19 protein-coding genes and 1 riboswitch are annotated in these 23209 nt (G+C 53.1%); of the genes, 11 read left to right on the top strand and 8 right to left on the bottom strand.

Going from position 1 to position 23209, the window contains the following annotated elements; genetic code table 11:
- Positions 1-43: 43 nt before the first annotated feature.
- The 3 genes from HF324_RS25165 to HF324_RS25155 are packed head-to-tail and all read left to right on the top strand — an operon-like array spanning position 44 to position 4405.
- The gene (locus HF324_RS25165; RefSeq protein ID WP_168861106.1) at positions 44-871 is read left to right on the top strand and encodes a siderophore-interacting protein; all 828 of its coding nucleotides are present in this window, start codon (positions 44-46) and stop codon (positions 869-871) included.
- Complete coding sequence (locus tag HF324_RS25160; protein WP_220100613.1) at positions 855-2600, top strand: ABC transporter ATP-binding protein; 1746 nt, start codon at positions 855-857, stop codon at positions 2598-2600. The genes HF324_RS25165 and HF324_RS25160 overlap by 17 nt, the downstream gene beginning before the upstream one ends.
- A gap of 11 nt (positions 2601-2611) precedes the next feature.
- Entirely contained in the window at positions 2612-4405 is a 1794-nt protein-coding gene (locus tag HF324_RS25155) for an ABC transporter ATP-binding protein (RefSeq protein ID WP_168805511.1), read from the top strand.
- Here HF324_RS25155 and metE read toward each other — a convergent pair.
- Positions 4402-6726 (bottom strand): 5-methyltetrahydropteroyltriglutamate--homocysteine S-methyltransferase, encoded by a 2325-nt coding sequence (gene metE / locus HF324_RS25150; RefSeq protein WP_168861105.1) that lies wholly within the window; start codon positions 6724-6726, stop codon positions 4402-4404. The genes HF324_RS25155 and metE overlap by 4 nt on opposite strands.
- A gap of 166 nt (positions 6727-6892) precedes the next feature.
- A riboswitch (cobalamin riboswitch) is annotated at positions 6893-7073 on the bottom strand.
- 48 nt (positions 7074-7121) lie between these two features.
- Positions 7122-7247, bottom strand: a complete 126-nt coding sequence (locus HF324_RS33700) for a hypothetical protein (RefSeq protein ID WP_258539192.1) — start codon at positions 7245-7247, stop codon at positions 7122-7124.
- On the opposite strand from HF324_RS33700, the gene HF324_RS25145 reads away from it, so the two are divergent.
- A complete protein-coding gene (locus tag HF324_RS25145) occupies positions 7246-8130 on the top strand; it encodes an NAD(P)-dependent oxidoreductase (protein WP_168861104.1) in 885 nt (294 codons plus the stop codon). The two genes, HF324_RS33700 and HF324_RS25145, sit on opposite strands and share 2 nt — an antisense overlap.
- On the opposite strand, the gene HF324_RS25140 is transcribed toward HF324_RS25145, so the two are convergent.
- The 3 genes from HF324_RS25140 to HF324_RS25130 form a co-directional block, all read right to left on the bottom strand.
- Positions 8125-8511, bottom strand: a complete 387-nt coding sequence (locus tag HF324_RS25140; protein WP_168805505.1) for a winged helix-turn-helix transcriptional regulator — start codon at positions 8509-8511, stop codon at positions 8125-8127. The two genes, HF324_RS25145 and HF324_RS25140, sit on opposite strands and share 6 nt — an antisense overlap.
- Positions 8512-8666: 155 nt before the next feature.
- Positions 8667-9161 carry a YbhB/YbcL family Raf kinase inhibitor-like protein gene (locus HF324_RS25135; RefSeq protein ID WP_168805503.1) on the bottom strand — a complete coding sequence of 165 codons (495 nt, stop codon included), beginning with the start codon at positions 9159-9161 and terminating at the stop codon, positions 8667-8669.
- 93 nt (positions 9162-9254) lie between these two features.
- Entirely contained in the window at positions 9255-10073 is an 819-nt protein-coding gene (locus tag HF324_RS25130) for a helix-turn-helix transcriptional regulator (RefSeq protein ID WP_168805501.1), read from the bottom strand.
- Positions 10074-10248: 175 nt separating this feature from the next.
- Between HF324_RS25130 and HF324_RS25125 the strand changes: the two genes are divergently transcribed.
- From HF324_RS25125 to HF324_RS25095, 7 genes are all read left to right on the top strand, one after another.
- On the top strand, positions 10249-12111 hold the full coding sequence (locus HF324_RS25125) for a WG repeat-containing protein (RefSeq protein ID WP_168805499.1): 1863 nt from the start codon (positions 10249-10251) through the stop codon (positions 12109-12111).
- Between the two features lie 157 nt (positions 12112-12268).
- Entirely contained in the window at positions 12269-12856 is a 588-nt protein-coding gene (locus HF324_RS25120) for a helix-turn-helix domain-containing protein (RefSeq protein ID WP_168861103.1), read from the top strand.
- An 11-nt stretch (positions 12857-12867) separates the two neighbouring features.
- A complete protein-coding gene (locus tag HF324_RS25115) occupies positions 12868-13431 on the top strand; it encodes a helix-turn-helix domain-containing protein (protein WP_168805496.1) in 564 nt (187 codons plus the stop codon).
- 178 nt (positions 13432-13609) lie between these two features.
- Positions 13610-14668, top strand: coding sequence for an efflux RND transporter periplasmic adaptor subunit (locus HF324_RS25110; RefSeq protein WP_168805494.1), 1059 nt, complete (start codon positions 13610-13612; stop codon positions 14666-14668).
- Between the two features lie 21 nt (positions 14669-14689).
- Entirely contained in the window at positions 14690-17800 is a 3111-nt protein-coding gene (locus tag HF324_RS25105) for an efflux RND transporter permease subunit (protein ID WP_168861102.1), read from the top strand.
- A 17-nt stretch (positions 17801-17817) separates the two neighbouring features.
- Positions 17818-19155, top strand: a complete 1338-nt coding sequence (locus tag HF324_RS25100; RefSeq protein WP_168861101.1) for a TolC family protein — start codon at positions 17818-17820, stop codon at positions 19153-19155.
- A 26-nt stretch (positions 19156-19181) separates the two neighbouring features.
- Positions 19182-20609, top strand: a complete 1428-nt coding sequence (locus tag HF324_RS25095; RefSeq protein WP_168861100.1) for an MFS transporter — start codon at positions 19182-19184, stop codon at positions 20607-20609.
- 98 nt (positions 20610-20707) lie between these two features.
- Here the strand turns inward: HF324_RS25095 and HF324_RS25090 are convergent, their stop codons facing one another.
- From HF324_RS25090 to HF324_RS25080, 3 genes are all read right to left on the bottom strand, one after another.
- The gene (locus HF324_RS25090; protein WP_220101235.1) at positions 20708-21643 is read right to left on the bottom strand and encodes an alpha/beta fold hydrolase; all 936 of its coding nucleotides are present in this window, start codon (positions 21641-21643) and stop codon (positions 20708-20710) included.
- Positions 21644-21656: 13 nt separating this feature from the next.
- Positions 21657-22544 (bottom strand): alpha/beta fold hydrolase, encoded by an 888-nt coding sequence (locus HF324_RS25085; protein ID WP_168861099.1) that lies wholly within the window; start codon positions 22542-22544, stop codon positions 21657-21659.
- A gap of 68 nt (positions 22545-22612) precedes the next feature.
- Positions 22613-23176 (bottom strand): TetR/AcrR family transcriptional regulator, encoded by a 564-nt coding sequence (locus HF324_RS25080; protein ID WP_168805484.1) that lies wholly within the window; start codon positions 23174-23176, stop codon positions 22613-22615.
- Positions 23177-23209: the final 33 nt, after the last annotated feature.

Genomic DNA, 23209 nt, shown 5'->3' with positions numbered 1-23209 from the left:
AAATTACCGGGAGGGGCATTCACCAATTGTAAATCAGCCTACCATGAGCAGAAAGACGATTCAAGCCGAACTGAAGGTAAAAAGAAAAACAACGATCACGCCTCATTATATCAGGATCACGCTTACCGGCGATGAAGTGCCCCTTTTTGCCAACACTACCCCCGGCGCGAACAACAAAATATTTATTCCCCCTGCGGGGATGAACAAGGTCCACTTTCCCGGTTTCGACGATGAGAAGCGGCAATGGATACATGCACGGGAAGACGTGCGCCCCGTTGTCCGCACCTATACGCACCGCGGCCTCGATGCAGCCGCCAAAGAGATGTACATCGATTTTGTGGTACATGGCGACAACGGCCCTGCCTCTGCCTGGGCAATGCACTGTCAGCCCGGCGACGTGCTGGGCGTGGCCATGCATGATATGGCCAAAGCGCTGGTCCCGGTGGCGGACTGGTACTTCCTGATCGGCGACGCCACCGCTATCCCGGTGCTGAGCGCCATCCTGGAAAGCCTGCCGGCCCATGCAAAAGGCCGTGCGCTGATAGAAGTACACGGCGAAGAAGATGTACAGGCCATCACGGCGCCGCCGGGCGTGTCTATCGACTGGCTCTTCAACGACAGTCCCGAAGCCGGCAGCTTACTCGCGTGTACGGCACGCCGGGAACAGCTTCCGGCGCCGGGTGAATCAAAATTTGCCTATGTGGCGGCGGAGTTTTCCACTGTGAAAGCACTGCGCGGATATTTCCGCAAAGACCTTCACTGGACCAGTGACGAACTCGATGCTTTCGCTTACTGGAAAGCCGGGAAGTCGGAAGATAGCTCTGCTGTTGAACGTCATAAAGAAAATGAGCTCTATGAAACAAAAGCCTAAATCGGGCGCCGCCCGCCTGCTGGAAATCGCCGGCAGCAAAAAGTATATGCTTTCCCTGTCGGCCCTGCTGGCAGTACTCTACGCGCTGTTATCGCTCATCCCTTATGTGCTGGTCTATTATATCCTGAAGGCCATTACCATGCCCCCGGTAGACACAGCGCTGGTACTGCGTTATGTGATCTGGGGCATCGCCGCCATGCTGGCCGCCAACGCGTTCCTGTATGCTTCCGGTATGGCCTCGCACACCGCGGCCTTCAACATCCTGTACGAGCTGCGGATGCAGATGGCGGCTAAACTGGCGAAGCTGCCGTTAGGCTTCATCAACCGAAACAATTCCGGCGTGCTGAAGAAAATTATGGCGGATGATATTGAACGCCTCGAAAATTTCGTGGCCCACAGCATCCCCGACCTGGTGAAAGGAATCACGCTGCCGGTATTGACACTGGGATATCTGTTTACGGTCGACTGGCGACTGGCATCGGTGAGTTGTATCCCCATTGTACTGCTCGCATTGATCATACCGATCATGTTCAATAAAAAACGGCTGGCGCTGATGACGGCCTACCATCGCTCTATTGAAGACATGAACACCGGCATCGTGGAGTTTGTACGCGCTATGCCCGTCATTCGCATCTTCGGCCACGACGCGGAGAGCTTCGAACGTTACAGCGGCAGGGTGGATAGCTTTCATGCGATGGTGACCCAATGGAACAAAGAGTCATCCCCGCCGTTTGGTATATTCATAAGTTTTGCGAGCAACGCCACGCTGCCGGTGCTGGCACTGGGGCTATACCTTTATTTCTCCCATGGGCTGCAGTTGTCTGTATTATTGCTGTTCCTGCTGCTGGGCGTAGGATATATCCGTTCGTTGTTTTCCCTGTCCAGCCTGGGCTCGCAGCTGTCTGTGATCAGCCACGGCGTGAAGCGGCTGGATGAAGTGCTGTTCAGCGAAGAGCAGCAGGCGGAAGGAACCGCACTGCCGGGTGACGGCTATGATCTGCGATTTAAACAGGTGACGTTTGGGTACGACGAAAACAGGACCGTGCTCCGCAACGTTACTTTCGACGTGCCGCAGGGGACGGTCACGGCCCTGGTAGGCCCTTCCGGGTCCGGCAAATCCACCATCGCGCAGCTGATTCCCCGCTTCTGGGACGTGCAGGAGGGAACAGTGTCCATCGGCGGTACGGACGTGAAACAGATGAAGCCGGAAGCGCTGATGCAGCTGGTGTCTTTTGTGTTCCAGGATAATTTTATGTTCCGCCAAACGATCTACGATAATATCCGGATGGGGATGGACAAGACAGAAGCCGAGGTGGTGGCCGCCGCCAAAGCGGCGCAGTGCCACGATTTTATCATGGCCATGCCGTTGGGCTACCAGACGTTATGGGGCGCCGGCGGCGTGCATCTGAGCGGCGGCGAGCAACAGCGTATCCAGCTGGCGCGGGCCATCCTGAAAGATGCGCCGGTAATTGTATTGGACGAAGCCACCGCTTTCAGCGACCCGGAAAATGAGTTCCTGATACAGCAGGCCTTCGGTAAACTGATAAAGCATAAAACCGTAGTGGTGATCGCACATCGTTTGAGTACCATCACCAACAGCGATCAGATCATTGTGATGGAACAGGGCCAGGTGGCAGGCCGTGGCACGCATGAAGAGTTGTTACAGGAATGTGCCCTGTATCAAAGAATGTGGGACGCACATACCCGTGCAAAATCGTTTGTCATTTAACAGCAAAAAATATGATCCGGAATCTACGTTATATTTTCAAGGGGGCGCCGGCACTGGTGAGAAAAAGCATGTTGCTCGAATGGTTTCACAGCCTGTTCGTAGCAGTGCCAACAGGTTTCCTGCTACTGGTCGTCCGCGAATTTTTTTCACCCGCTCCTGATCAGCAACGGCTATGGACATACGTAGCCATTATGACGGGACTCCTGCTGGTGCAGTTGTTGGTGTCCGTGAGAACCTTCACTTTCACTAACAACATGACCTATACGCTGTCTACAGTTTTACGGATGAAACTGGGACGGCATCTGCAGAAAATTTCCATGGGCGCTTTCAAACAGCGCGACCCGGGCGACCTGGCTTCCGTGGTGCTACAGGATGTGGCCAATTTTGAATTGATCTTCGGGCATACGGTCGGCAGCCTGGTATCGGCAGTTTTTGCTTTTGCGATCGTGTCCGTATTCCTGTTTATCACCGACTGGCGGCTGGCGCTCATTCTCTGGCTGGCATTACCGCTGGTATGGCTGCTGGTAAAGGTGGCCACCTTCCTGATGCAGCGGCCGGGCGTGCAGCACATAGAAGCGCGCAACGCTACGGGCGCGCGTTTCCTGGAGTACGTAACGGGTATCCGCCATATTAAATCGTACGGCATGACGGGCGACCGCTTCAGCACCCTGCAGCAGGCGCTGGATGATTTCCGTCGCGCCAGTATCCGTACGGAAGGCATTCCCGGCCCGTTTATCCTGCTGGCTGCCGCTGTACTGGAAGCCTGTTTTCTGCTGATGATACTGGCGGGCGTACACTTTTTTGCAGACGGCAGCCTGTCGGTGCCTGCGCTGGTAGCGTTCCTGATCATGGGGTACCGGTTGTACGAACCGATTAAGATTGTGCTGGTGGACTATACCCTGCTGCGTTATATGAATATCAGTATGGGCCGTATCGTAGAGGTGCTGGAAACACCGGAGCAGCAGGGCGGCCGCGTGGTGAAGCCAACAGCCTGCGATATCCGTTTTGAGAACGTGGACTTCTGTTACCTGCCCGGGCAGCAGGTATTGCATGATGTTTCGTTTCACATCCCGGAAAAGTCGCTCACTGCGCTGGTAGGGCCGTCTGGTTCGGGCAAGACCACCGTCACTTCCCTGATGGCGCGCTTCTGGGACGTGGATGGCGGCAGCATTAAGATTGGCGGCGCCGATATCCGCGATATGGAACCGTCTGTTGTGTACAGCCTTATCAGCGAAGTGTTCCAGGAGGTGTATCTCTTTGATGATACCATTTACAACAACATCCGCTACGGCAATCCGCAGGCTACGTACGAACAGATCATTGACGCGGCAGACCGCGCCCTGGTGATGGAGTTCGCCTGGGAAATGCCTGACGGCATCCACAGCAGGGCAGGAGAAAACGGCAACCGGCTTTCCGGCGGACAGAAACAGCGTATCAGCATTGCACGCGCGTTGTTAAAGGATGCCCCCATCGTATTGCTGGATGAAGCGACCGCTTCGCTGGACCCGGAGAACGAGGTACAGATACAACAGGCGATCCAGCAACTGGTAAAGGAAAAGACAGTCATCGTTATTGCACATAAGCTCAGTACGATCGTTCGGGCCGATCAGATACTGGTGCTGAAAGACGGGAGGGTGCACGAAAGCGGTCGTCATGCAGCATTACTGGAACGTAAAGGGCTATACGCGAAATTGTGGGATATCCAGCAGCGCGCCGGTGGCTGGAAGCTGAATAAGGAAGTTGTTTATGAACAAGCCTCCGGCGGCAGCGTCGCCGCCGGAGGAATAAAGAGAGATATGAATTAAACGGCGGCGGCTACTGTTTGCCGCAGTTCACGGGCAGCCGCTACCATGGCGATGAGCGCTTTGCGCGTTTCTTCCCAGTGACGTGTCTTCAGGCCGCAGTCGGGGTTTACCCACAGCTGGTCTGCCGGAATAACGGCTTGGGCTTTTTCCATGAGCGCCGTCATTTCCGCTACGGAAGGCACGCGCGGAGAGTGAATGTCATATACGCCCGGGCCGATTTCATTCGGATAACGGAACGCCGCGAAAGCATCCAGCAACTCCATCTGGGAACGGGAGCATTCGATGGTGATCACGTCGGCATCCATATCGGCGATGTGCTGGATGATGTCGTTGAATTCGGAATAACACATATGCGTGTGTACCTGCGTTTCATCTTTTACACCGCTGGCGGCTATACGAAAAGCGCGTACTGCCCATTGCAGGTAGGCCTGCCAGTTTTCTTTCCTTAACGGAAGACCTTCCCGGATGGCCGGTTCGTCGATCTGGATGACTTTGATGCCTGCCTGTTCGAGGTCGGTCACTTCATCCCGGATGGCCAGCGCTATCTGCGTGCAGGTTTCGCTGCGAGGCTGATCGTTCCGCACAAAGCTCCACTGGAGGATCGTCACAGGCCCTGTCAGCATACCTTTTACCAGTTTATTGGTCAGGGACTGCGCGTAGGCCGACCAGTACACGGTCATGGGTGCTTCGCGGTGCACATCGCCATAGATAACAGGCGGTTTCACGCAGCGGGAGCCGTAGCTCTGTACCCAGCCGTTTTCGGTGAAAACGAAACCGGACAATTGCTCGCCGAAATATTCCACCATGTCGTTTCGTTCAAACTCACCGTGAACGAGTACATCGATGCCGGTTTCCTCCTGCCAGCGGATCGCTTTTTCTGTTTCTGTTTTCAGCAAAGCATCGTACTGTTCCGGGGTGATCTCCTGTTTTTTGAGTGCGGCACGCCAGGTACGTACCTCTTTTGTCTGCGGGAAGGAACCGATGGTGGTAGTGGGGAACAGCGGTAATTGCAGCGCGGCACGTTGTTTAGGCCTGCGTTGCGCAAAGGGATGCTGCCGCCGGGCATCGGCATCGGTTATTTGCGCGGTACGCTGTTTTACTTTTTCGTTGTGGATAAGGGGTGATGTTTTCCTGCTGTCTGTCGCCCTGATGTTTTCATCGAGCCTGGCTTTCGCGGCAGGCGATGGTGTGTCGCAGGACAGTTGCTGCAGGGTGACCACTTCGTCAATCTTCTGACGGGCGAACGCCAGCCACTGTTTGATGGCCGGTGTCAGCGTACTTTCGTTGGTTTCCAGGCTGAGATCACAGGGAACGTGCAGCAGGGAACATGAGGGAGCGATCCATATCCTGTTTGCCCCGATTTTATTACTGGCTTCCCATATCAGTGAAAGAGAATGGCGGTAGTCGTTGATCCAGATATTCCGGCCCTCTACCAGTCCCAGCGAAAGCTGCAGCGTATCGGACAGCAGCGGCGACGCCAGGATGTCGCCCAATTGGCTCGGGCATCTCACGAGGTCCAGGTGAAGGGTATCTACGGGAAGCTGAAGGGCTACCGGCAGGTTATCTCCATAACATTCAAAATAGCTGGCGAGTATGATATGCAGATCAGGGAATGTGCTCCTGATGGCCCCGTAGGTGGCAGCATATACCTGTCTTTCTTTATCCGTGAGATTGAGGGACAGGCAGGGTTCATCCAGCTGGATATAACGTGCGCCCGCATCGTACAGTTTACCGATGAGCTGCATATATACCGGTAATAAACGGTCTATCAGGTCCAGCCGGGAAAAATGCGCTTCTTTCTCTTTGCCCAGCAACAGGTAGGAAACAGGGCCTGTCAGCACCGGTTTGGCGTTGATCTGCAGTTCAAGGGCTTCTTTAAATTCATCTACGGCTTTTTCGGAGAACAGGGAAAACTGTTGTGCGGCAGTGAATTCCGGCACGATGTAATGGTAGTTGGTGTCAAACCATTTGGTCATCTCCATAGCTGTGATATCATAACCATCCTGCTGATAACCCCTTGCCATGGCGAACATCAGGTCGGTCACGGACAGCTGCCTTTCAGTGATCAGGGGAGCATAACGTTGTGGAACGGCGCCCACCATCAGGCTCATATCGAGCACCTGGTCGTAGAAAGAGAAATCGTTGCACGGGATAAGATCAATACCGGCCTGCTGTTGCAGCTGCCAGTGCTGATGGCGGATATCGCGTCCTGCCGTTAATAAATCAGTCAATGACTGTTTGCCTGCCCAGTAAGCCTCGCAGGCTTTTTTGAGTTCACGCCGGCTGCCTATCCTCGGGTAGCCAAGATTGTGTGTACGCATTTGAAACTTTTAAAATGATAAAATCAATTAAAAGTTCTTCGCAGCATTTCGGTATGTTTCGGAGAAGGAAGTGTTGGCAGAGCATAGACGATCTCCCTGCAGGGCACAGGATGCCCATAGGTACACAGAGAGGAATCACTCGACGATCGCTTCAATCCACGAAAGCATTGTCAAATCCGGTAAGGCAGGTCTCCTGGCTTGTAACATTTTGCCGTCCTTCCCACCTTGCGGCAGTGGACACTGATTGGCAAAACCTTTTGGTTACTTACAGTTGCGGGACAGCTTGTGATTTACACACAATTCCCTATTAATTTACGTGCAGTAAAACCTTATCCGGCTGATAAGAAATAAAGTAAGAACTGATCGGATGCGAAAGTAGGTAATATACTTCAGGATTACAAACAGGCTGTGGGCGTAATGACAGGGAGGAATTTTTCCCTCCCCGGAATCTTTTCTCCCTTATTGCCGGAGATGGCCATGGTCGTTAATTTGCCGTATTGTTCAGTAAATAGTTGTACCATGACAGGAACGGGTAACATCACTGTAATCGGGCTCGGCGCTATGGGCGCCGCCATCGCCGGCGCTTTGCTGGCAAAAGGATTTAAGGTCACCGTATGGAACCGCACACCGGAAAAGGCTGCGCCCCTGGTGCGGAAAGGCATCACGTTGGCCACGGGGCCTGCGGCTGCCATCGCGGCCAGCCTGGTGACTATCGTATGCGTATCTGATTATCAGGCCGCCGCGGAAATACTGGATACGACAGGCGTCCCTGCCACCCTGGATGGCCGTACGCTGATACAGCTGAGCGCGGGCACGCCCGGCGATGCCCGCTCCCTGGATGCGCGGGTGCGGGGAGAAGGTGGGCATTGCCTGCATGGCGGCATTGCGGCATGGCCACGGCAGATAGGTACTTCGGAGGCAATGATCACCGCCTCCGGCGATAAAGCCGTTTTTGACCAGCAGCTGTACGTACTGGAGGCGCTGGCCGGCACTGTGAACTTCGCCGGAGAAGCGCCTGGTACTTCGGCGACTTTAGCTACCGCGGCTATGGCGTACCTCGCGGGCAACTGGATAGGCTTCTGCTACGGTGCGCTCATCTGCGAAAAAGAAGGACTGAATGTAGATGAATTCGGGCAACTCATGGAAAGCTTTACGCCCATGCTGGCAACGGAAGTAAGGCATATGGGCGAAGTGATCCGGTACAACCGCTTCAGTGGTCCGGAAAGTACCATCAACACTACCGGTCTGGGCCTGCGACTGTTGCTGCGGCACACCCGCGAGGCCGGCCTTCATACCGCCCTGCCGGCGCTGGCGGCGGATATTTTCAACAAAGCCATTGCTGCGGGTTACGGCAGGGAAGAACACGCTGCCATTATTAAAATCCTGCGCAGGCAGGACTCATGACTGTCCTTGTAAAAAGGTGCAGGAGCCCTCTTCGTAGGAGGCGTTATGACGGTGGATGTAAGTCTTGTGCCGGTTGCCCCAGTCTTCCAGCGCCTGGATGACCGGCAACACGCTTTCGCCCACTTCGGTGAACCAATATTCTACCCTGGCCGGGCTTTCCGCATATATTTTTTTGCAGATGATACCGTAGGCTTCCAGCTCTCTCAGGTGCGCATTGATAATTCGCGGACTCACGGCGTGCATTGCCCGGTGAATGGCACTGGGCCGCCGGATACCGTCCATAATGCAGGTCATGATCCAGGCTTTCCATTTGCCGCCTATCACTTTGAGGGTTACTGCGAGGCCGCAATCCAGCAGTTCCGGTATTTTCTTTTCGTACATAAAGGAAAGGTTTACGTAAAGTTACAGCATCGGCGGCAGGGTAGCGGCAGGGAAAAATTTATCCCTATGGCCTTCTGCGGTCCTGGATCGCAGGGGGGGTAATGATAGTAACAGTCCCGGTACTTTGTCGTAGCAGGACTGTTTGTGTTACACATTTAATGCTTCCGGCCATACACGATCAGCGAAGCTTTCGCCAGGGTGACAAAGTGCATGTTGAAACCCACCAGCGCAGGCGTGGCCTCTTTGCCCAGCGCGAGTTGTTCGCGGAGGGCATGTACCGTGATCAGGTAACGATGCGCCGGCCCATCATTAGGCGCAGCGCCGATATAACCGGGCACACCGGCGTCTGTGTTACTTTGAACCGCTCCTTCGGGCAGCAGGTCTTTCGCCGGGTTGCCGGCGTCCGCGGGCAGCTCATGGATATGAGCAGGGACATTGAATACTATCCAGTGCCAGAAACCGCTGCCGGTGGGAGCGTCGAGGTCGTGGATAGTGACGGCAAAGCACTGCGTGGCTTCCGGAGCATGCTCCCAATACAGCTGGGGCGACTGGTTGTCACCGTTATAACCCATGCCGTTTGCATAATGTTTGTTGGCCAGCTGGCCACCCAGTTCGTTGCTCTTTAAAGTAAATGATGTTGCTGTTGCCATGATCTTCTCATTTGTTTTGAATGATAAGGCAAAGGTAGCGGCGGAGAGAGGCGGCAAACGATGGGCAACCGGTCAAAAACTATCGCTAGACGTTCAATTTGATAACTGGTATTGTTTGGGGGTGATACCGTAGATCTGTTTGAAAGACTGGATAAAACTGGAGAGGTTTTCGTAGCCCAGTTCATAATAAATTTCACTCGCTTTGCGGTTGTCCTGTCGCAGCATGGCTGCCGCACGTTCCATCTTTTTTTCCAGCAGCCACCGGTTGGGGCTGTTGCCATAAATACGCGCAAATTTACGTTTGAAGGAAGACAGGCTCATATTGCATAAGAACGCCAGCTCTTCCACCGTGATATTGTTGTCCATGTGGGAGGTGACGGCCTGCCGGAGTACCAGGTCGTCGCTGGCAACGGTATGCATATGCCTGATCTCCTGCATTTTTTCAGGGTAATGAATAGAGAGGTATAAAAACAGCTCTTCCAGTTTTACCCGTTGCAGATCAGGGTGGATGGGCATTTCGCCTTGCAGCATGTAGTCAAGGGAATGAATGAAGTTGACCAGGAAAGCGTCTTTCTCAAATAATACAAACGGAGAGGCGCCGGGCAACGGCCGGGAGGTTGTTAACAACGACGGATGACGATCGAAAAAGTCCGTCGCCAGTTTACCTTCAAAGAGCAGCAGGATACTGTGATACGGCGCATCAGAGGCCGCCAGCTTCTCGCTCATCAGGCAGTTGCCCGCAGCCAACATGATAAATTGGTGCGGCCTCACCGTTACCTGTGTGCCGGCAAAATGAATGGTTTTTTCACCCTCCAGCAAAAAGGTAAACATATGCTGCTGCAGGGTGATCTTGGCTCTTACAGCTGGCTTATGGGTGCGGTGGCGGAGGATGGATAAAGCATGTTCGTTCATGATCGGACGTATGATAATGATACCGGCGACGGTATAAAGTTAATGTATTCCCGCATTTGTTCAGGCAGGTGAAAACGATGACGGTTTTTGAGGATACCCCTTTTTTTACTAATTTTCGGCTCCGAAAGGGTTTGTTAATCTAATTCCCCCATGTTTTAATTTTTTGGAAAAAGTCATGAGAATTACCAATCAAGTTAGTGTATGCGTAGCAGTTACACTCGGACTGCTGGCATGCAAAAACAGCCAGCCATCGAAGTTTGTAATGGATTTTGTTAAACAGTTAGACGGTAAAAGCCTGGAGGAAGCCAAAGCGCGCCTCGAAGAAGAGAATGCCAACGTTGCCGCGTATCTCCGGTTCATGGAAACGTTTAAAGACGATGATAAACCGGAGCATGTAAAGCCGGAAGACGAAAGAGAAGGGACGCCTTTTGCTATTCCCGGTGCGGCGCAGATGGAAGCAGCTTATGAGCGGGCGCTCGCTGACATAGGGTTTAACCAGACCTTTGAGAAAACATACAGCCTGCTGCAACCGGATGGACGCTCCCTGCGTAAAAGCCATGTGGACAACCCTGATTTCATTGTCAAAGAAGTATATTTTCACGACGGTACCAAACAAGTGGTGGAGCTGGACCTGAAGGAGTCGAAGCGGTTGAATTCCCTCAAGACGGTGGATAGCATGCTGGTGGAAGTACAATACAGCTATCCGGTGAAAACAGCCGTAGTCTCCCTGGATGGAAAAGGTGACAAAGGGAGCTATAAGGGCAGTACCCTGAAAGTGGAGCGTATCCAGGACAACTTCGTCCGCGTCTCTATGGGGAAAGCAGCTTATAAGGACTACCTCGAAATAGAAGCATTCAACAAAGAAGGAAAACTCATCAGCCGCAGCAGCTACACGAAAGCGCCGGAAGGCGGAGAAAACATCGGCGTCCTGCTGAAAGACTATCAGAAAATACTGGATGGATTTTTAAAGCGGCTGGAGAAAAAAGAATATAAAGACATCGCCGCCCTTCAGAAAGATATCCTGGAAAAGATGCCGGCTGTCACGCCTTTTGACGATGTGGAGGAAGGCAATGTGGACGCTTATTTCTATGGAAACGTGGCAAAGGTTAAGGTACACCTGGAAGATGAAAAAAAGGAAGGGAAGAAAACCATGGTGCTGCGCAACCTCGCCCCTAACTATACCGGCCTGCTGCTGGTAGCGGATGAAGCAACTCAGAAAGCCGGTTTTATATCCGCCGCTACCGGCAAAACAGTGATACCCTTTAACTACCAGGAGCTACACCAGGTATCGCCCTGGTTCTTTGGTACCAAAGATGCTTCCGGGTTCCGTTACTTCCGGCTGGATACCGCTGCTCAACAGTTGGTGGCCATGAATGAACATGTGGAAGAGCTGACCGGCGACCTCGTGAAAGTGGCTCCCAACCGGCAGGAGGAAAGTAAATTCGGCGTAATGACCAACACCGGCCAGCTGCTATTGCCCATTGAGTTTGACGACATCAGCATCGACCCCTCGACTAACCTGATATTCGCCAATAAGAACAGGGAGGATTGGCCGCTGGGTGGTATGACCATCATCTATGATAACACCGGTAAACAAATAGGAGGGCCGTACAAAATCCACAACGATTTTACGCACGGCCTGCTGCTGGTGAAAGATATCAGGGATAACGCTTCCTTTATCAATCCAAAGGGGGAGAAGGTGATCGACCTGAAAGGGTACTATAATATAGAACCTTTTACAGAAGGCCTTGCCTCTATGGAAGACGAAACCGGTAACACCGGCTTCCTGGATATACAGGGTAAAGTAGCTATTCCTTTCGAGTACCGTTCCGCTACGCCGTTCAACCAGGGGCTTTCCATGGTGGAGCGCACCAACAGCAACAACGTGACCGAGGCTGCGCTGATTAATACCTCCGGAGCGGTGGTAGTGCCGTTCGCGGCTTCTCCCGACACAGACACGGATGGCGAAGGACCAGCCAGGATTTACACCCTGCAAAACAAAAAGTTCGATGCATGGGGTAAAGAACTAAAGAAATAATGCCGTAAGCATAACAGGAAAACGGGTTGCAGCCACTGCAACCCGTTTTTTATGGTCGACATCTGTCAGCCCACAATCATGTAAATGTTTCTGAAAATTGTATAACATATCCCGGGCAGCTTGTAGTTTTTTTGCATAAACTCCATCACTGGGTCTTATGCTGAGTAATTACAAGGTTTTCATCAAAGGGATGGTCTGCGACAGATGTATCCTCACCATCAGGGACGTTTTCCGGGAGCTGGATATCCCGGTTGTCAACATCAGCCTGGGGGAAGTAACCACCGTATCCGCCCTGTCGGCGCCGGACGTCGATACCCTTTCCCGGAAGTTGGCCGCGCTGGGGTTTACGCTATTGGAGGACAGGAAAACCAAACTGGTAAGGGATATTAAAATGCTGGTAGAGCAGGTGTATTCCGGGGATTATGATTTCCCTGATCACTTCCGTTTCTCCGATGTGGTGGTCCGTACGCTTAACAGGGATTATGATACGGTGAGCAGTATCTTCTCTGCCGCAGAGGCTACTACGCTCGAAAGGTATATTATGGAGTACCGCATAGAGAAAGCCAAAGAGCTGCTGGTATATACCGACGAAACCCTGGCAGGCATGGCTTACCGGCTAGGCTTCAGCAGCGCCGCCCATCTGTCGCGCCAGTTTAAAGCCACCACCGGGCTGAATACCTCCTGGTTTAAAGAAATCCGCAAAACAAAACTATCCCTTTCTCATAACGAAGATCCCCTGCCTTAAATAACACCTTTATGGAAAAAGTCAGCGTAAAAAATATGGTCTGCATCCGCTGCGTAATGGTGGTGACACAGCAGGTGGCGCCACTGAATGTTGGACTGGAGCGCGTCACGCTGGGAGAACTGGTTTTTAAAAATAAAATAACGGCAGCTCAAAAAGAACAGGTAAGCAACACCCTGAAGTCGCTCGGTTTTGAAGTGATCGACGATGAGAAAATGAGGATGGTGGAAAGGATCAAACATATTATCATCAGCCTGGTGCATCACCGGGACGAAGGCATGAACAATAATCTCTCGGAGATCCTGAGTGCCGATCTGCACTGCGTTTACAATTACCTGTCCGGGATTTTTTCGGAAGTCACCGGTAAAACGATCGAAAAGTATTACATCGCCCAGAAGATTGAACGGGCGAAAGAACTGCTGGATTATGACGAGCTGACGCTAAGTGAAATAGCCCACCGGCTCAACTATTCCAGTGTTTCGTACCTGAGCAACCAGTTTAAGAAAGTGGCCGGGCTGGCCCCGAGTGTATATAAACAACAGAAGAGCGAAAGACGGACATCCATCGACAAACTATAATTAGTGTAGCGCTTCCCGGCATAGTAAAAGGTTTGGTGTACACCAAACCTTTTTTGTTTCCCAGCAGCGGTATAAAATCTTACAAACCTTTAGGCCTATAGTATAATAGCCAGGGCTGTAGCCGGATCTACATTTGTGGACAAAGAAAACAATAAGCATTCACATCAATCAAAATGTTATGTTTCGAATTCCCATTCATCCGATCCTGCTCTCACTGGCTGTTTCAGCAAGTTTCCTTGCTGCCTGCAGCAGCGGTAAGTCTGCCCCGCAGCAAGCAGCTGCGGCGCCTTCACCGGCGGTCCCCGTGGATATAGTGCTGGCGAAGGAGGAGGCGCTGACTCAGCATGAAAGCATTACCGGTACCACCCTTCCTTTCAGGGAAGTCACTATCAGAAGCGAAGTTCCCCAGCGTATCCTGCAGGTAGGCTTCCAGGACGGAGCGCATGTAGTCCAGGGGCAGCTTTTATACAAACTCAATGATGCCGACCTGCAGGCGCGGCTGAAACAACTGTCAGCAGAGCTGCAACTGGCGGCGCTCAATGAAAAGCGGCTGGCGGACCTGCTCAGGACCGAAGCAGTCAGGCAGCAGGAGTACGACGAAGTAGCCACGAAGCTGAATATGTTACAGGCACAGAAAGAAATACTGCAGGCGGAGCTGGCGAAAACAGCCATCCATGCGCCTTTCTCCGGCAGCATCGGCATCACCAGCATGGTGGCCGGCGCTTATGTGACGCCCAGCGTTGAACTGGTCAGCCTGCAAGACCTTGCACAGATCAAAATCAGCTTCGCGGTACCCGAGAAATACCTGCCGCTGATACAGACTGGCAGTACGGTGCATTTCACAACGGGACTGTCCGCCGATCAGTATACGGCCACTATCAGGGCCACAGAGCCTGGTGTGGATGCTGACAACAGGAGCATCCTGGTGCAGGCCGTGGCGGCCAATCCCGGCGGCAAGCTGAAAGGAGGACTGTCTGCCAGGGTATTCTTCTCCACCACCGGTGCAGACGCCAAAGGCATCACTATCCCGACGGAAGCGCTGATACCAGGCGGTAATGGTTACGCTGTTTTCGTGAAAAAAGGCGGGACGGCTAAAATGGCGCCGGTAACAATCAGCAGCAGAACGGAGACACATGCCGTGATCACTTCCGGGCTGGCGGACGGGGACAGCGTTATCGTCTCCAACATCCTCCGGCTGGGCGACGGCGCGCCGGTACAGGCCGTGGCATCCAAATAAGACTTCAAATCACCTACGATCATGAACTTACCAACACTAAGCATAAAAAAACCTGTACTGGGAGGCGTCTTCTCCGTCCTGATCATTATCATGGGACTGGTAGGGTGGAAGAACCTGGGTATCCGCGAGTTTCCGCTGACGGAAGCACCGGTCATCTCAGTCGTCACTTTCTATCCCGGCGCCAGCCCCGATGTGATCGCATCCAAGATCACCAGGCCTATAGAAGAATCCCTGGCAGAAGCGGGCGGTGTGCGTACCATCTCGTCTGAATCGAGAGAGCAGGCCAGCGTTATCTCCGTGGAATTCAACCGCGATGTGGACCTGGAAGATGCCTTAAACGATGTGCGTGACAAAGTCGCGAAATCCCGTAACCAGTTGCCCGCAGACGTTGACCCGCCAATTGTGGAGAAAGCCAGTTCTGCGGACAACCTGGTGGCTTTCCTCGAAGTGGAAAGCGATACCAAAGATATTAAGGAAGTGAGCCACCTCGCTTCCACGGTCATCAAAGACCGTATGCAGTCTATTCCGGGCATCAACCGGGTGGCCGTGGTAGGCGAGCATAAATATGCCATGCGCCTGCGTTTTGACCCGGTGAAACTGGCCGCTTACCGGCTGACGCCGGAAGATATCCGCTACGCGCTGCTCCGGGAGAATATGGACCTGCCCTCGGGAAAAATCGAAGGCAGCACCACGGAGCTGAGCGTCCGCACCATGGGGCGGCTTACCACCGCTGAAGAATTCAATGAGATGATCATCAAACAATCCGGCACTTCCGTTGTCCGCCTGAAAGACATCGGGTTTGCTGAACTGGGAGAGCTCAACGAGCGCACGGCTATCATCAATGAAACCGGCAACGCGAACCGCGTAGGCATCGGTATCGCCATCCAGATCCAGCGCGGCGCCAACGCCATCGAAGTGGTGGATGAATTCTACCGTCGCCTGGAACAGCTTCGCAAAGAAATCCCGAAAGACTACCGGTTGATCGTGGGTTTCGATTTTACCAAACCTGTCCGCGAGTCTATCAAAGAAGTAGAAGAAACGCTGTTCATCGCCTTTGCGCTGGTGGTGCTTATCATCTTCCTGTTCCTGAGAGACTGGCGCTCTACCATTATCCCGGTGCTGGCTATCCCTGTGTCTATCCTGTCCGCATTCTTCATTATGTATATCGCCGGCTTCTCCATCAACGTGCTGACGCTGCTGGGACTGGTGCTGGCCATCGGACTGGTGGTGGACGATGCGATCGTGGTACTGGAAAACATCTACAAGAAAGTAGAAGAAGGTATGACACCGATACAGGCGGCCTTTAAAGGATCAAAAGAAATTTACTTCGCGGTGATCTCCACCACCATCACGCTGGCGGCGGTGTTCCTGCCCATCGTGTTCATGGGCGGTATCAGCGGACAGCTGTTCAAAGAGTTCGCCATCGTGGTGTCCGGTTCAGTGCTGGTGTCTGCGTTTGTGGCCCTCACGTTGTCGCCTATGTTAAGCGCTTACCTGTTAAAAAAACATGAGCGGCCCAACTGGTTCCAGCGGACGACAGAGCCCTTCTTTATCCGGATGAATAACGGTTACGCCTGGTTGTTGAAACGTTTCATGAAGGTACGCTGGATGGCCTGGGTGGTCCTGCTGGCAGGCGGCGCGGTGATTTATTTCGTCGGCAGGAAACTGCCTTCCGAGCTGGCGCCCGTGGAAGACCGTTCCAATATGAGCCTGATTGCGATAGCGCCGGAAGGCGTGTCGTTTGACTATATGAAAAAGCAGATGACGGAAGTAGGCAGGTACGTCAATGATTCCACTGAAGGTCTTTACCAGACCTATTCCATGGTGGCCGTTTCTTTCATCCCTGCGCCGGCGCCTACCAGTTTCGCGGTGCAGAGTATTTACCTGAAGGAACCCAAAGAACGCAAAGCATCCGTTCAGGACCTGTATAATCAATATGCTGCCGCCTCCGGCAATTTCAGGGGACTGCTGTTGTTCCCTTATCTGCCGCCCACCATCGGTACCCGTTACGGCGGTGGTATGCCGCTGCAGTTCGTATTGCAGGGCCCTGCGCTGGACACGGTGTCTGCTGCACTGAATAAATTCCTGCAGGCGGCGCGGAAAAGCCCCAAGCTGATGTTCGTGGATGCCGACCTGAAGATCAACAAGCCGGAACTGCAGATCAGCATCGACCGGCAGAAAGCGGCGCTGATGGGCGTATCCATCCAGGAAGTGGCAAGAGCGCTGCAGCTTTCACTGTCAGGGCAACGGTATGGTTACTTCCTGCGCAACGACCGGCAGTATGAAGTGATCGGTCAGCTGGAGCGGGAAAACAGGAGTAAGATCAGCGATCTTAAAACCATCTATGTAAAATCCGCCGGCGGGGAAATGATTTCGCTGGACAACCTGGTCGCTATTAAGGAAAGTATCAGTCCTGCTTCCATCTACCGGTACGATCAGTATACATCTGCCACCGTATCGGCAGGATTAGCGCCAGGGGTAAGTCTTGCCGAAGGGATTGATGAGATGAAACGCATTCAGCAGGACGTGCTGGGCGTTAATTTCAAAACCTCTCTGGCGGGGCAGTCGAGAGACTACGAAGAGAGCCAGGGCAATATCACCTTTACGCTGATACTGGCGCTGCTGCTGATTTACATGATCCTTGCCGCACAATTTGAGAGCCTCCGTGATCCGCTGATCATTATGCTGACGGTGCCGGTAGCGGTGACAGGCGCTTTGCTGAGCCTTGACTGGTTCAGCCAGAGCCTGAACGTATTCAGCCAGATCGGTATTATCACGCTGGTAGGGCTGATCACGAAGAACGGGATTCTGATCGTGGAATTCGCCAACCATCTGAAAGACACCGGCCTTTCGAAATTCGATGCCGCTATCCAGGCGGCGGAGCAGCGTTTCCGTCCCATCTTAATGACCTCCCTGGCGATGATATTCGGCGCGTTGCCGATTGCGATGACGCACAACAGCCGTCAGTCGCTGGGCATCGTCATCGCCGGCGGGCTGATCTTCGCCGGTATCCTGACGCTGTTCATCATTCCTGCGGTGTATTCCTACCTGTCCGGCAGCAAGCGCCGGAAAGTGGTGGAAGAAGAGCCGGACCCGGTGGTGACCACCGAAGAAGTGGAATATGCCGGTTGATTTTTAAATACAACATCATGAAACGAAGTAATCTCATCATACTGCTGTTGCTGATGGCCATTTCCGGCAGCGCGCAGACAGCCAAACGAATCAGTCTCCCCGAAGCATTGTCGCTGGCGGCAACGGGCAACCGGCAGCTGCAGATACAGGCGCTGGAAGAAGCTTACCGGAGAGAAGTCACCAGGGAAACAAGGAGCCGGCTGTTGCCCAATGTGGCGGCGGGCGCCGGTTACCAGCGGTATTTCGACCGGCAGGTCATCTTCCTGCCCGGTTCTTTCGCAGGCACCGCTAAGCCGGTGCAGGACGTAGCCGTAGGCGGCAAAAATGCGTTTAACGGCCTGGTGTCTGCCAGCCAGCCTATTCTCAACGAAGGGGCATGGCGGCAGACAAAGGCTGCGGTCTATGACGAAAAAATCCAGCGGGAGAAAACGGCCGACCTGAAGGGAAACCTCGGCACACAGATATCCATCGCCTATTTTGATATGCTGCTGATGCAGTCACAACTGGCGCTTCACCAGCAAAGCCTCGAGCGCAACGAGAAAGCGCTGAAAGACACCCGTTCCCTGTTCGTACAGGGCCGCAGCCTGAAACAGGACACCCTTCGCGCTTTTATTGCCGTGGAAAATCTGCGGTCATCGATCTCTTATCTGCATAACAACCTCGAGGTGGCAGGCATACAGCTGAAGAGGCTGATCGGTATGGACGACAGCACCGCGCTGGAACTGTCAGATACCCTCGCCGCCGAAATGCCCGCTACAGGCGCTTATGTGCTGGAAGAGGCGATGGCTACGGCGGTGCAGCGCCGCAACGACATGGCCGTGCAGCAACTGCTGATCGAAAAAAGCGCGGTGGACATCGCGGCAGCGAAAGCCGAAAGGCTGCCACAGATCAACGCGGTAGGGCAGTACCAGGTGCAGGCGCAGGCAGATAATTTCAGGCTGGGCCAGTATGTATGGCCGCCCACTTCTTTCGTGGGATTACAGATAGCCATGCCCATCTTTACCGGCAACCGGCTCAAAGCCAAAATCAGCCAGGCCGGTATCCGGAAACAACAGGAGATGATCGGGCAGGATGATCTGCAGCAGTCTGTCAGAGCCGAGCTGGCGTCGTTGCTGTCCCAATGGAAAGAAGCCAATGAGCAGCTGCGAATACAGCAAAGGACGGTGGAACTGGCGCAGATCAGTTACGGTATGATGGACGACCGCTACCGGAACGGCCTCAGTACCCGGCTGGAATTAACGGATGCCGAGCTGGCGCTTACGCAGGCCAGGCTCAATCATCTGCAGGCGATCTACCTCCACAAGGTGGTCCATGTGCGGCTGCAACGGGCACAGGGACTGCTGCAGCTGCCATAATACATTCACACAAAAACATTGGTCATATGATTTCAGAAACAATTGTTGTACCCATACAGGCTGCCTACAAAAAAAGGTGGGCGGCCCTTTTCGTACTGTGCATGGCGGAATTTATTGTCATCATGGATACCTCTGTCATCGGGGTGGCGTTGCCTGCCATTAAGAGCGACCTGGGTTATTCCCAGTCCGGATTGCAATGGATTTTCAATGCTTATGTGATTTTCTTCGGTGGTTTCCTGTTGCTGGGCGGAAGGTTGTCCGATTTATTCGGCGCCCGTAAGATATTTATGTGGGGCTTTGTTATTCTCTCCGTCGCCTCGCTGCTGGCGGGCGTAGCGTGGTCTGAGGCTTCGCTGAACGCAGGCAGGGCGTTGCAGGGCTTAGGGTCTGCCCTGATAGCTCCGTCAGCGCTGACGCTGGTGCTGACAAAATTCACCGACCCGAAGGAGCTGAACAAAGCGCTGGGTTTCTGGGGAGCTTCGGCTGCCGCCGGTGGCTCGGCCGGCGTGTTTCTCGGTGGCGCCATCACACAGTGGCTGTCATGGCACTGGGTGTTCCTGATCAACATCCCTATTGGTGTGATTGTGCTGGCGCTCAGTCCTTCGCTTTTATTGAAAGGTACGCACCGCAAAGGGAGTATTGACCTGGCTGGCGCTGTGGTGGCCACTGCGGCATTCGTGCTGATGGTATACGCCATCGTGGCCGCGGAGAGCGCCGGCTGGCAATCAGCACGGACATGGGGTTTGCTGTTGTTGTCAGTGGTGTTGCTGATTGTTTTTGTGGCGTTACAGAAGAAGCGGAAAGAGCCCCTGATGCCTTTATCGATTTTTAAGGCGTTTAATCTCTCTGCCGGTAACATTGTGATGGCACTGATGGCGGCGGCCTGGATTCCTTTATGGTTTTTTCTGAACCTGTATTTGCAGCAGGTGCTGCACCTGCCGGCTTTCAACAGTGGGCTGGCATTGCTGCCGATGACGGTTACCATTATGTTGTTTATGGTGATCATCACCGGGAAGCTGATGGCGAAGTTCGGTATCAAACCTAACCTGGTGGGCGGTTTGCTGGCGCTGGCGGCGGCATTGTTTCTTTTCAGCATGGCGCCTGTCAACGGCAGCTTTATGACGCATGTATTGCCGGCGTCGTTGTTAGGTGCTGTCGGTATGTCGCTGGCTTACATCCCGGGAACGGTGGCGTCTATATCCGGCGCGAAGCCGGAGGAGTCCGGCCTGGCATCCGGCCTGGTGAACACCAGTTACCAGATCGGTTCCGCATTGGGACTGGCAGTGATTGTAGCGATATCCTCGGCGAAAACCAGTGTGCTGAAAGCAGGAGATATGAGTGATGTGGAAGCGTTGAACGGCGGCTTTCAGACAGCGTTTCTGGCCGCGGCAGTGGTGAGCCTGGCAGGAGCGCTGGTGGCTGCCGGGGCGATAAAGAAAGCGCCGCAGGCGTAGCTTACGAAAAATGCTTGCCTTACAGGCAAAACGACGGAAGCGAAAAAGGCTGTCTTTTTTAAGACAGCCTATGTTGTGTTTGAAGGTGAATAAAACGATTAATAGTTTGCCTTCAAAAACACCCTTATCCTTTCTGCAATTTCCACCGCATATTCTTCCAAGGCAAAGTGCCCCGTAGGGTAAAAATGTATTTCACTTTCAGGCATATCTTTTTTGAAGGCAAGCGCTCCGGGTTTCAGGAACACAGGATCATGCTCTCCCCAGACGATCAGCACTTTCGGCGCCAGTGTACGCAAGGTTTGCTGCCATTGCGGGTATTCCGCGATATTGAAGCGGTAATCATATTTCAGCCGGTATTGGATTTCTTTGTTGCCTGGCCTGTCCATCAGCAGTTGATCGAGTTGGTAGCTTTCCGGGGCGATCTTTGACGGATCGCTGACGCCGTGCAGGTATTCAAACTTCGTGTATTCCAGTTCGAATGCCTGGTAGACTTTCGCACGGGAGGCTTCTGTATTTTCATCGATATTTTTGCGGTAGGATTTCAGGATATCACTCAGTCCTTCTGCGTAGAGGTTACCGTTTTGTACGATCAGGTGTTCGAGGATGGCCGGGTTGCGCTGGATGATGCGCATGCCTACCGGCGCGCCGTAGTCGAAGAAATACATGCTGCATTTCTGAACGCCTTTCAGCTGCAGGAATTTTTCGATGTAGCGGGAGTAGTTGTCGAATGTGTAGTCGAAGGCTGACATCGGCGGCATGTCGCTGAACCCGAAGCCGGGGTAATCCGGCGCCAGCAGGTGAAAGTCATCTTTCAGCAGGGGGATGAGCGTTCTGAAATTATGGGAGGAGGAGGGGAACCCATGCAGCAGTAGCAACGTAGGTTTGGAAGGATCGCCGGCCTCCCTGTAAAAGATGTTGATACCGTCGACTTTGATGGTCCGGTAATACACCGGGTATTCTTTGGCATTGGCAGAAAGTGTGGTGATCATAAACAGAATGATTAAAAAACGCTGAAAGGATAAGGAGTGTTTCATATGGAGCGGTTTATCAGGCGGCAGGCTGAGATTTGCGGGCGACTTTTTTATGAAGGAATGTTCTGATGGCGGCGGCGATTTCATCACCATGTGTTTCCAGTGCAAAGTGGCCGGTGTCGAACAGGTGGTATTCCAGGTTCTTTACGTCTTTTTTATACGCTTCCGCGCCGGCTACCGGGAAGATGTAATCGTTCTTACCATATACGATCAGCATTTCGGGGTTGTAGGTACGAAAGTATTCCTGCCATTTGGGATACAGGGCAACATTTTGCTGATAGTCGTAAAACAGCTGGAGTTGTATATCATTATTACCTGGGCGCAGAATGTGGCGCAGGTCGTGTTCCCAGTTATCCGGGCTTACCAGTGCAGTGTCGGCGACGCCGTTGGTGTATTGCCACTGCAGACCGTCGATGCTGTGGAAGCCTTCGAGGATGCGTTCCGTCGCTTTGTCGTCTTTGTTTTTCCAGTAGGATTTGATGGGGTCCCAGAACTGTTCCAGTCCTTCATCATAGGCGCAACCGTTTTGCACAATCAGCGAATCGATTTTTTCAGGATGGGCGGAGGCGATACGGAATCCAACAGGGGCGCCGTAGTCCATCAGGTAGAGGCTGTAACGTTGGAGACCGAGTTGGTCCAGCAAGCCTTCCACGATGTTGGCGAAGTTGTCGAAAGAGTATTCGAAGTCGGCCATGTGGGGCTGGGCGCTTCTGCCGAATCCCGGGTAGTCGGGTGCGATCAGGTAAAAGTCGCCGGCCAGCTGCTGCAGCAGGTTGCGGTACATATGCGAAGAGGTAGGATAGCCATGGAGTAATACCAGGGCTGGTTTACCTTTCTGGCCGGCTTCTCTGTAAAAGATCTCTGTTCCGTTTACCAGGGTGGTGTTGTGTCTTACGGTACTCATAGTATTTTGTTTTTAAGTTTTATTTAATTTATTACCGAACGTTCGGTAAAATTATGATGAAAAAAATTTTACTCGTTGGTGAAAAGCAGTTTCAGATCTGCCAGCGCTTTATGAAACTGGGTGGGATCGCCCAGGCCTTTGGCCAGTACGAGGCTGCCCTGTACCTGGATAAGCGACTGCCTGGCTTTGGCTTTCGCCTGTGCGGTGGTGAAGCCCATTTCAACGCCAAGAGCGGTAAAGGCATCGAGCCAGAGGTGCATGGCCTTACTGATTTCATCGCCCAGCACTACCAGCCCTGAATCGAGGGAGAGCGCATTGAGGATACAGGTCTTTTCTCCATTATGATACACCTGGCGGATATGCTGTAGCGCCCTTTGTAATTTGGTGGCAGGAGCTACCCCTTTTTCTGTCAGCACCAGGTAGATATTTTCGCGGATCCACTCGTGTATAAAATGAAGCACCGTAACGGCGATTTCATTTTTCCCGCCGGGAAACCGGTGGTAAAGACTCGCTTTCTGCAGACCGCTGGCTTTGGCCAGATCGTTAAGACTGGCGCCCTCAAATCCTTTGGATTGAAGTACGGACATCAGTCCATCTATCAGCCTTGCGTCGTCTATTTTTTGCGGTCTCATGAAACAAAGGTAGGGGAATATTTTAAATTACCA

The organism is Chitinophaga oryzae (assembly GCF_012516375.2).
In the GTDB taxonomy this organism is placed as follows: domain Bacteria; phylum Bacteroidota; class Bacteroidia; order Chitinophagales; family Chitinophagaceae; genus Chitinophaga; species Chitinophaga oryzae.
Note: the sequence above shows the minus strand (reverse complement) of the source record. Positions and strands in the feature narration are given on the sequence as shown.

What these genes read in the sequence shown, in the direction of transcription:
- HF324_RS25165 (WP_168861106.1), top strand. Translation starts at nt 44, where the DNA reads ATGAGCAGAAAGACGATTCAAGCCGAACTGAAGGTAAAAAGAAAAACA.
- HF324_RS25160 (WP_220100613.1), top strand. Translation starts at nt 855, where the DNA reads ATGAAACAAAAGCCTAAATCGGGCGCCGCCCGCCTGCTGGAAATCGCC.
- HF324_RS25155 (WP_168805511.1), top strand. Translation starts at nt 2,612, where the DNA reads ATGATCCGGAATCTACGTTATATTTTCAAGGGGGCGCCGGCACTGGTG.
- metE (WP_168861105.1), bottom strand. Translation starts at nt 6,726, where the DNA reads ATGCGTACACACAATCTTGGCTACCCGAGGATAGGCAGCCGGCGTGAA.
- HF324_RS25145 (WP_168861104.1), top strand. Translation starts at nt 7,246, where the DNA reads ATGACAGGAACGGGTAACATCACTGTAATCGGGCTCGGCGCTATGGGC.
- HF324_RS33700 (WP_258539192.1), bottom strand. Translation starts at nt 7,247, where the DNA reads ATGGTACAACTATTTACTGAACAATACGGCAAATTAACGACCATGGCC.
- HF324_RS25140 (WP_168805505.1), bottom strand. Translation starts at nt 8,511, where the DNA reads ATGTACGAAAAGAAAATACCGGAACTGCTGGATTGCGGCCTCGCAGTA.
- HF324_RS25135 (WP_168805503.1), bottom strand. Translation starts at nt 9,161, where the DNA reads ATGGCAACAGCAACATCATTTACTTTAAAGAGCAACGAACTGGGTGGC.
- HF324_RS25130 (WP_168805501.1), bottom strand. Translation starts at nt 10,073, where the DNA reads ATGAACGAACATGCTTTATCCATCCTCCGCCACCGCACCCATAAGCCA.
- HF324_RS25125 (WP_168805499.1), top strand. Translation starts at nt 10,249, where the DNA reads ATGAGAATTACCAATCAAGTTAGTGTATGCGTAGCAGTTACACTCGGA.
- HF324_RS25120 (WP_168861103.1), top strand. Translation starts at nt 12,269, where the DNA reads ATGCTGAGTAATTACAAGGTTTTCATCAAAGGGATGGTCTGCGACAGA.
- HF324_RS25115 (WP_168805496.1), top strand. Translation starts at nt 12,868, where the DNA reads ATGGAAAAAGTCAGCGTAAAAAATATGGTCTGCATCCGCTGCGTAATG.
- HF324_RS25110 (WP_168805494.1), top strand. Translation starts at nt 13,610, where the DNA reads ATGTTTCGAATTCCCATTCATCCGATCCTGCTCTCACTGGCTGTTTCA.
- HF324_RS25105 (WP_168861102.1), top strand. Translation starts at nt 14,690, where the DNA reads ATGAACTTACCAACACTAAGCATAAAAAAACCTGTACTGGGAGGCGTC.
- HF324_RS25100 (WP_168861101.1), top strand. Translation starts at nt 17,818, where the DNA reads ATGAAACGAAGTAATCTCATCATACTGCTGTTGCTGATGGCCATTTCC.
- HF324_RS25095 (WP_168861100.1), top strand. Translation starts at nt 19,182, where the DNA reads ATGATTTCAGAAACAATTGTTGTACCCATACAGGCTGCCTACAAAAAA.
- HF324_RS25090 (WP_220101235.1), bottom strand. Translation starts at nt 21,643, where the DNA reads ATGAAACACTCCTTATCCTTTCAGCGTTTTTTAATCATTCTGTTTATG.
- HF324_RS25085 (WP_168861099.1), bottom strand. Translation starts at nt 22,544, where the DNA reads ATGAGTACCGTAAGACACAACACCACCCTGGTAAACGGAACAGAGATC.
- HF324_RS25080 (WP_168805484.1), bottom strand. Translation starts at nt 23,176, where the DNA reads ATGAGACCGCAAAAAATAGACGACGCAAGGCTGATAGATGGACTGATG.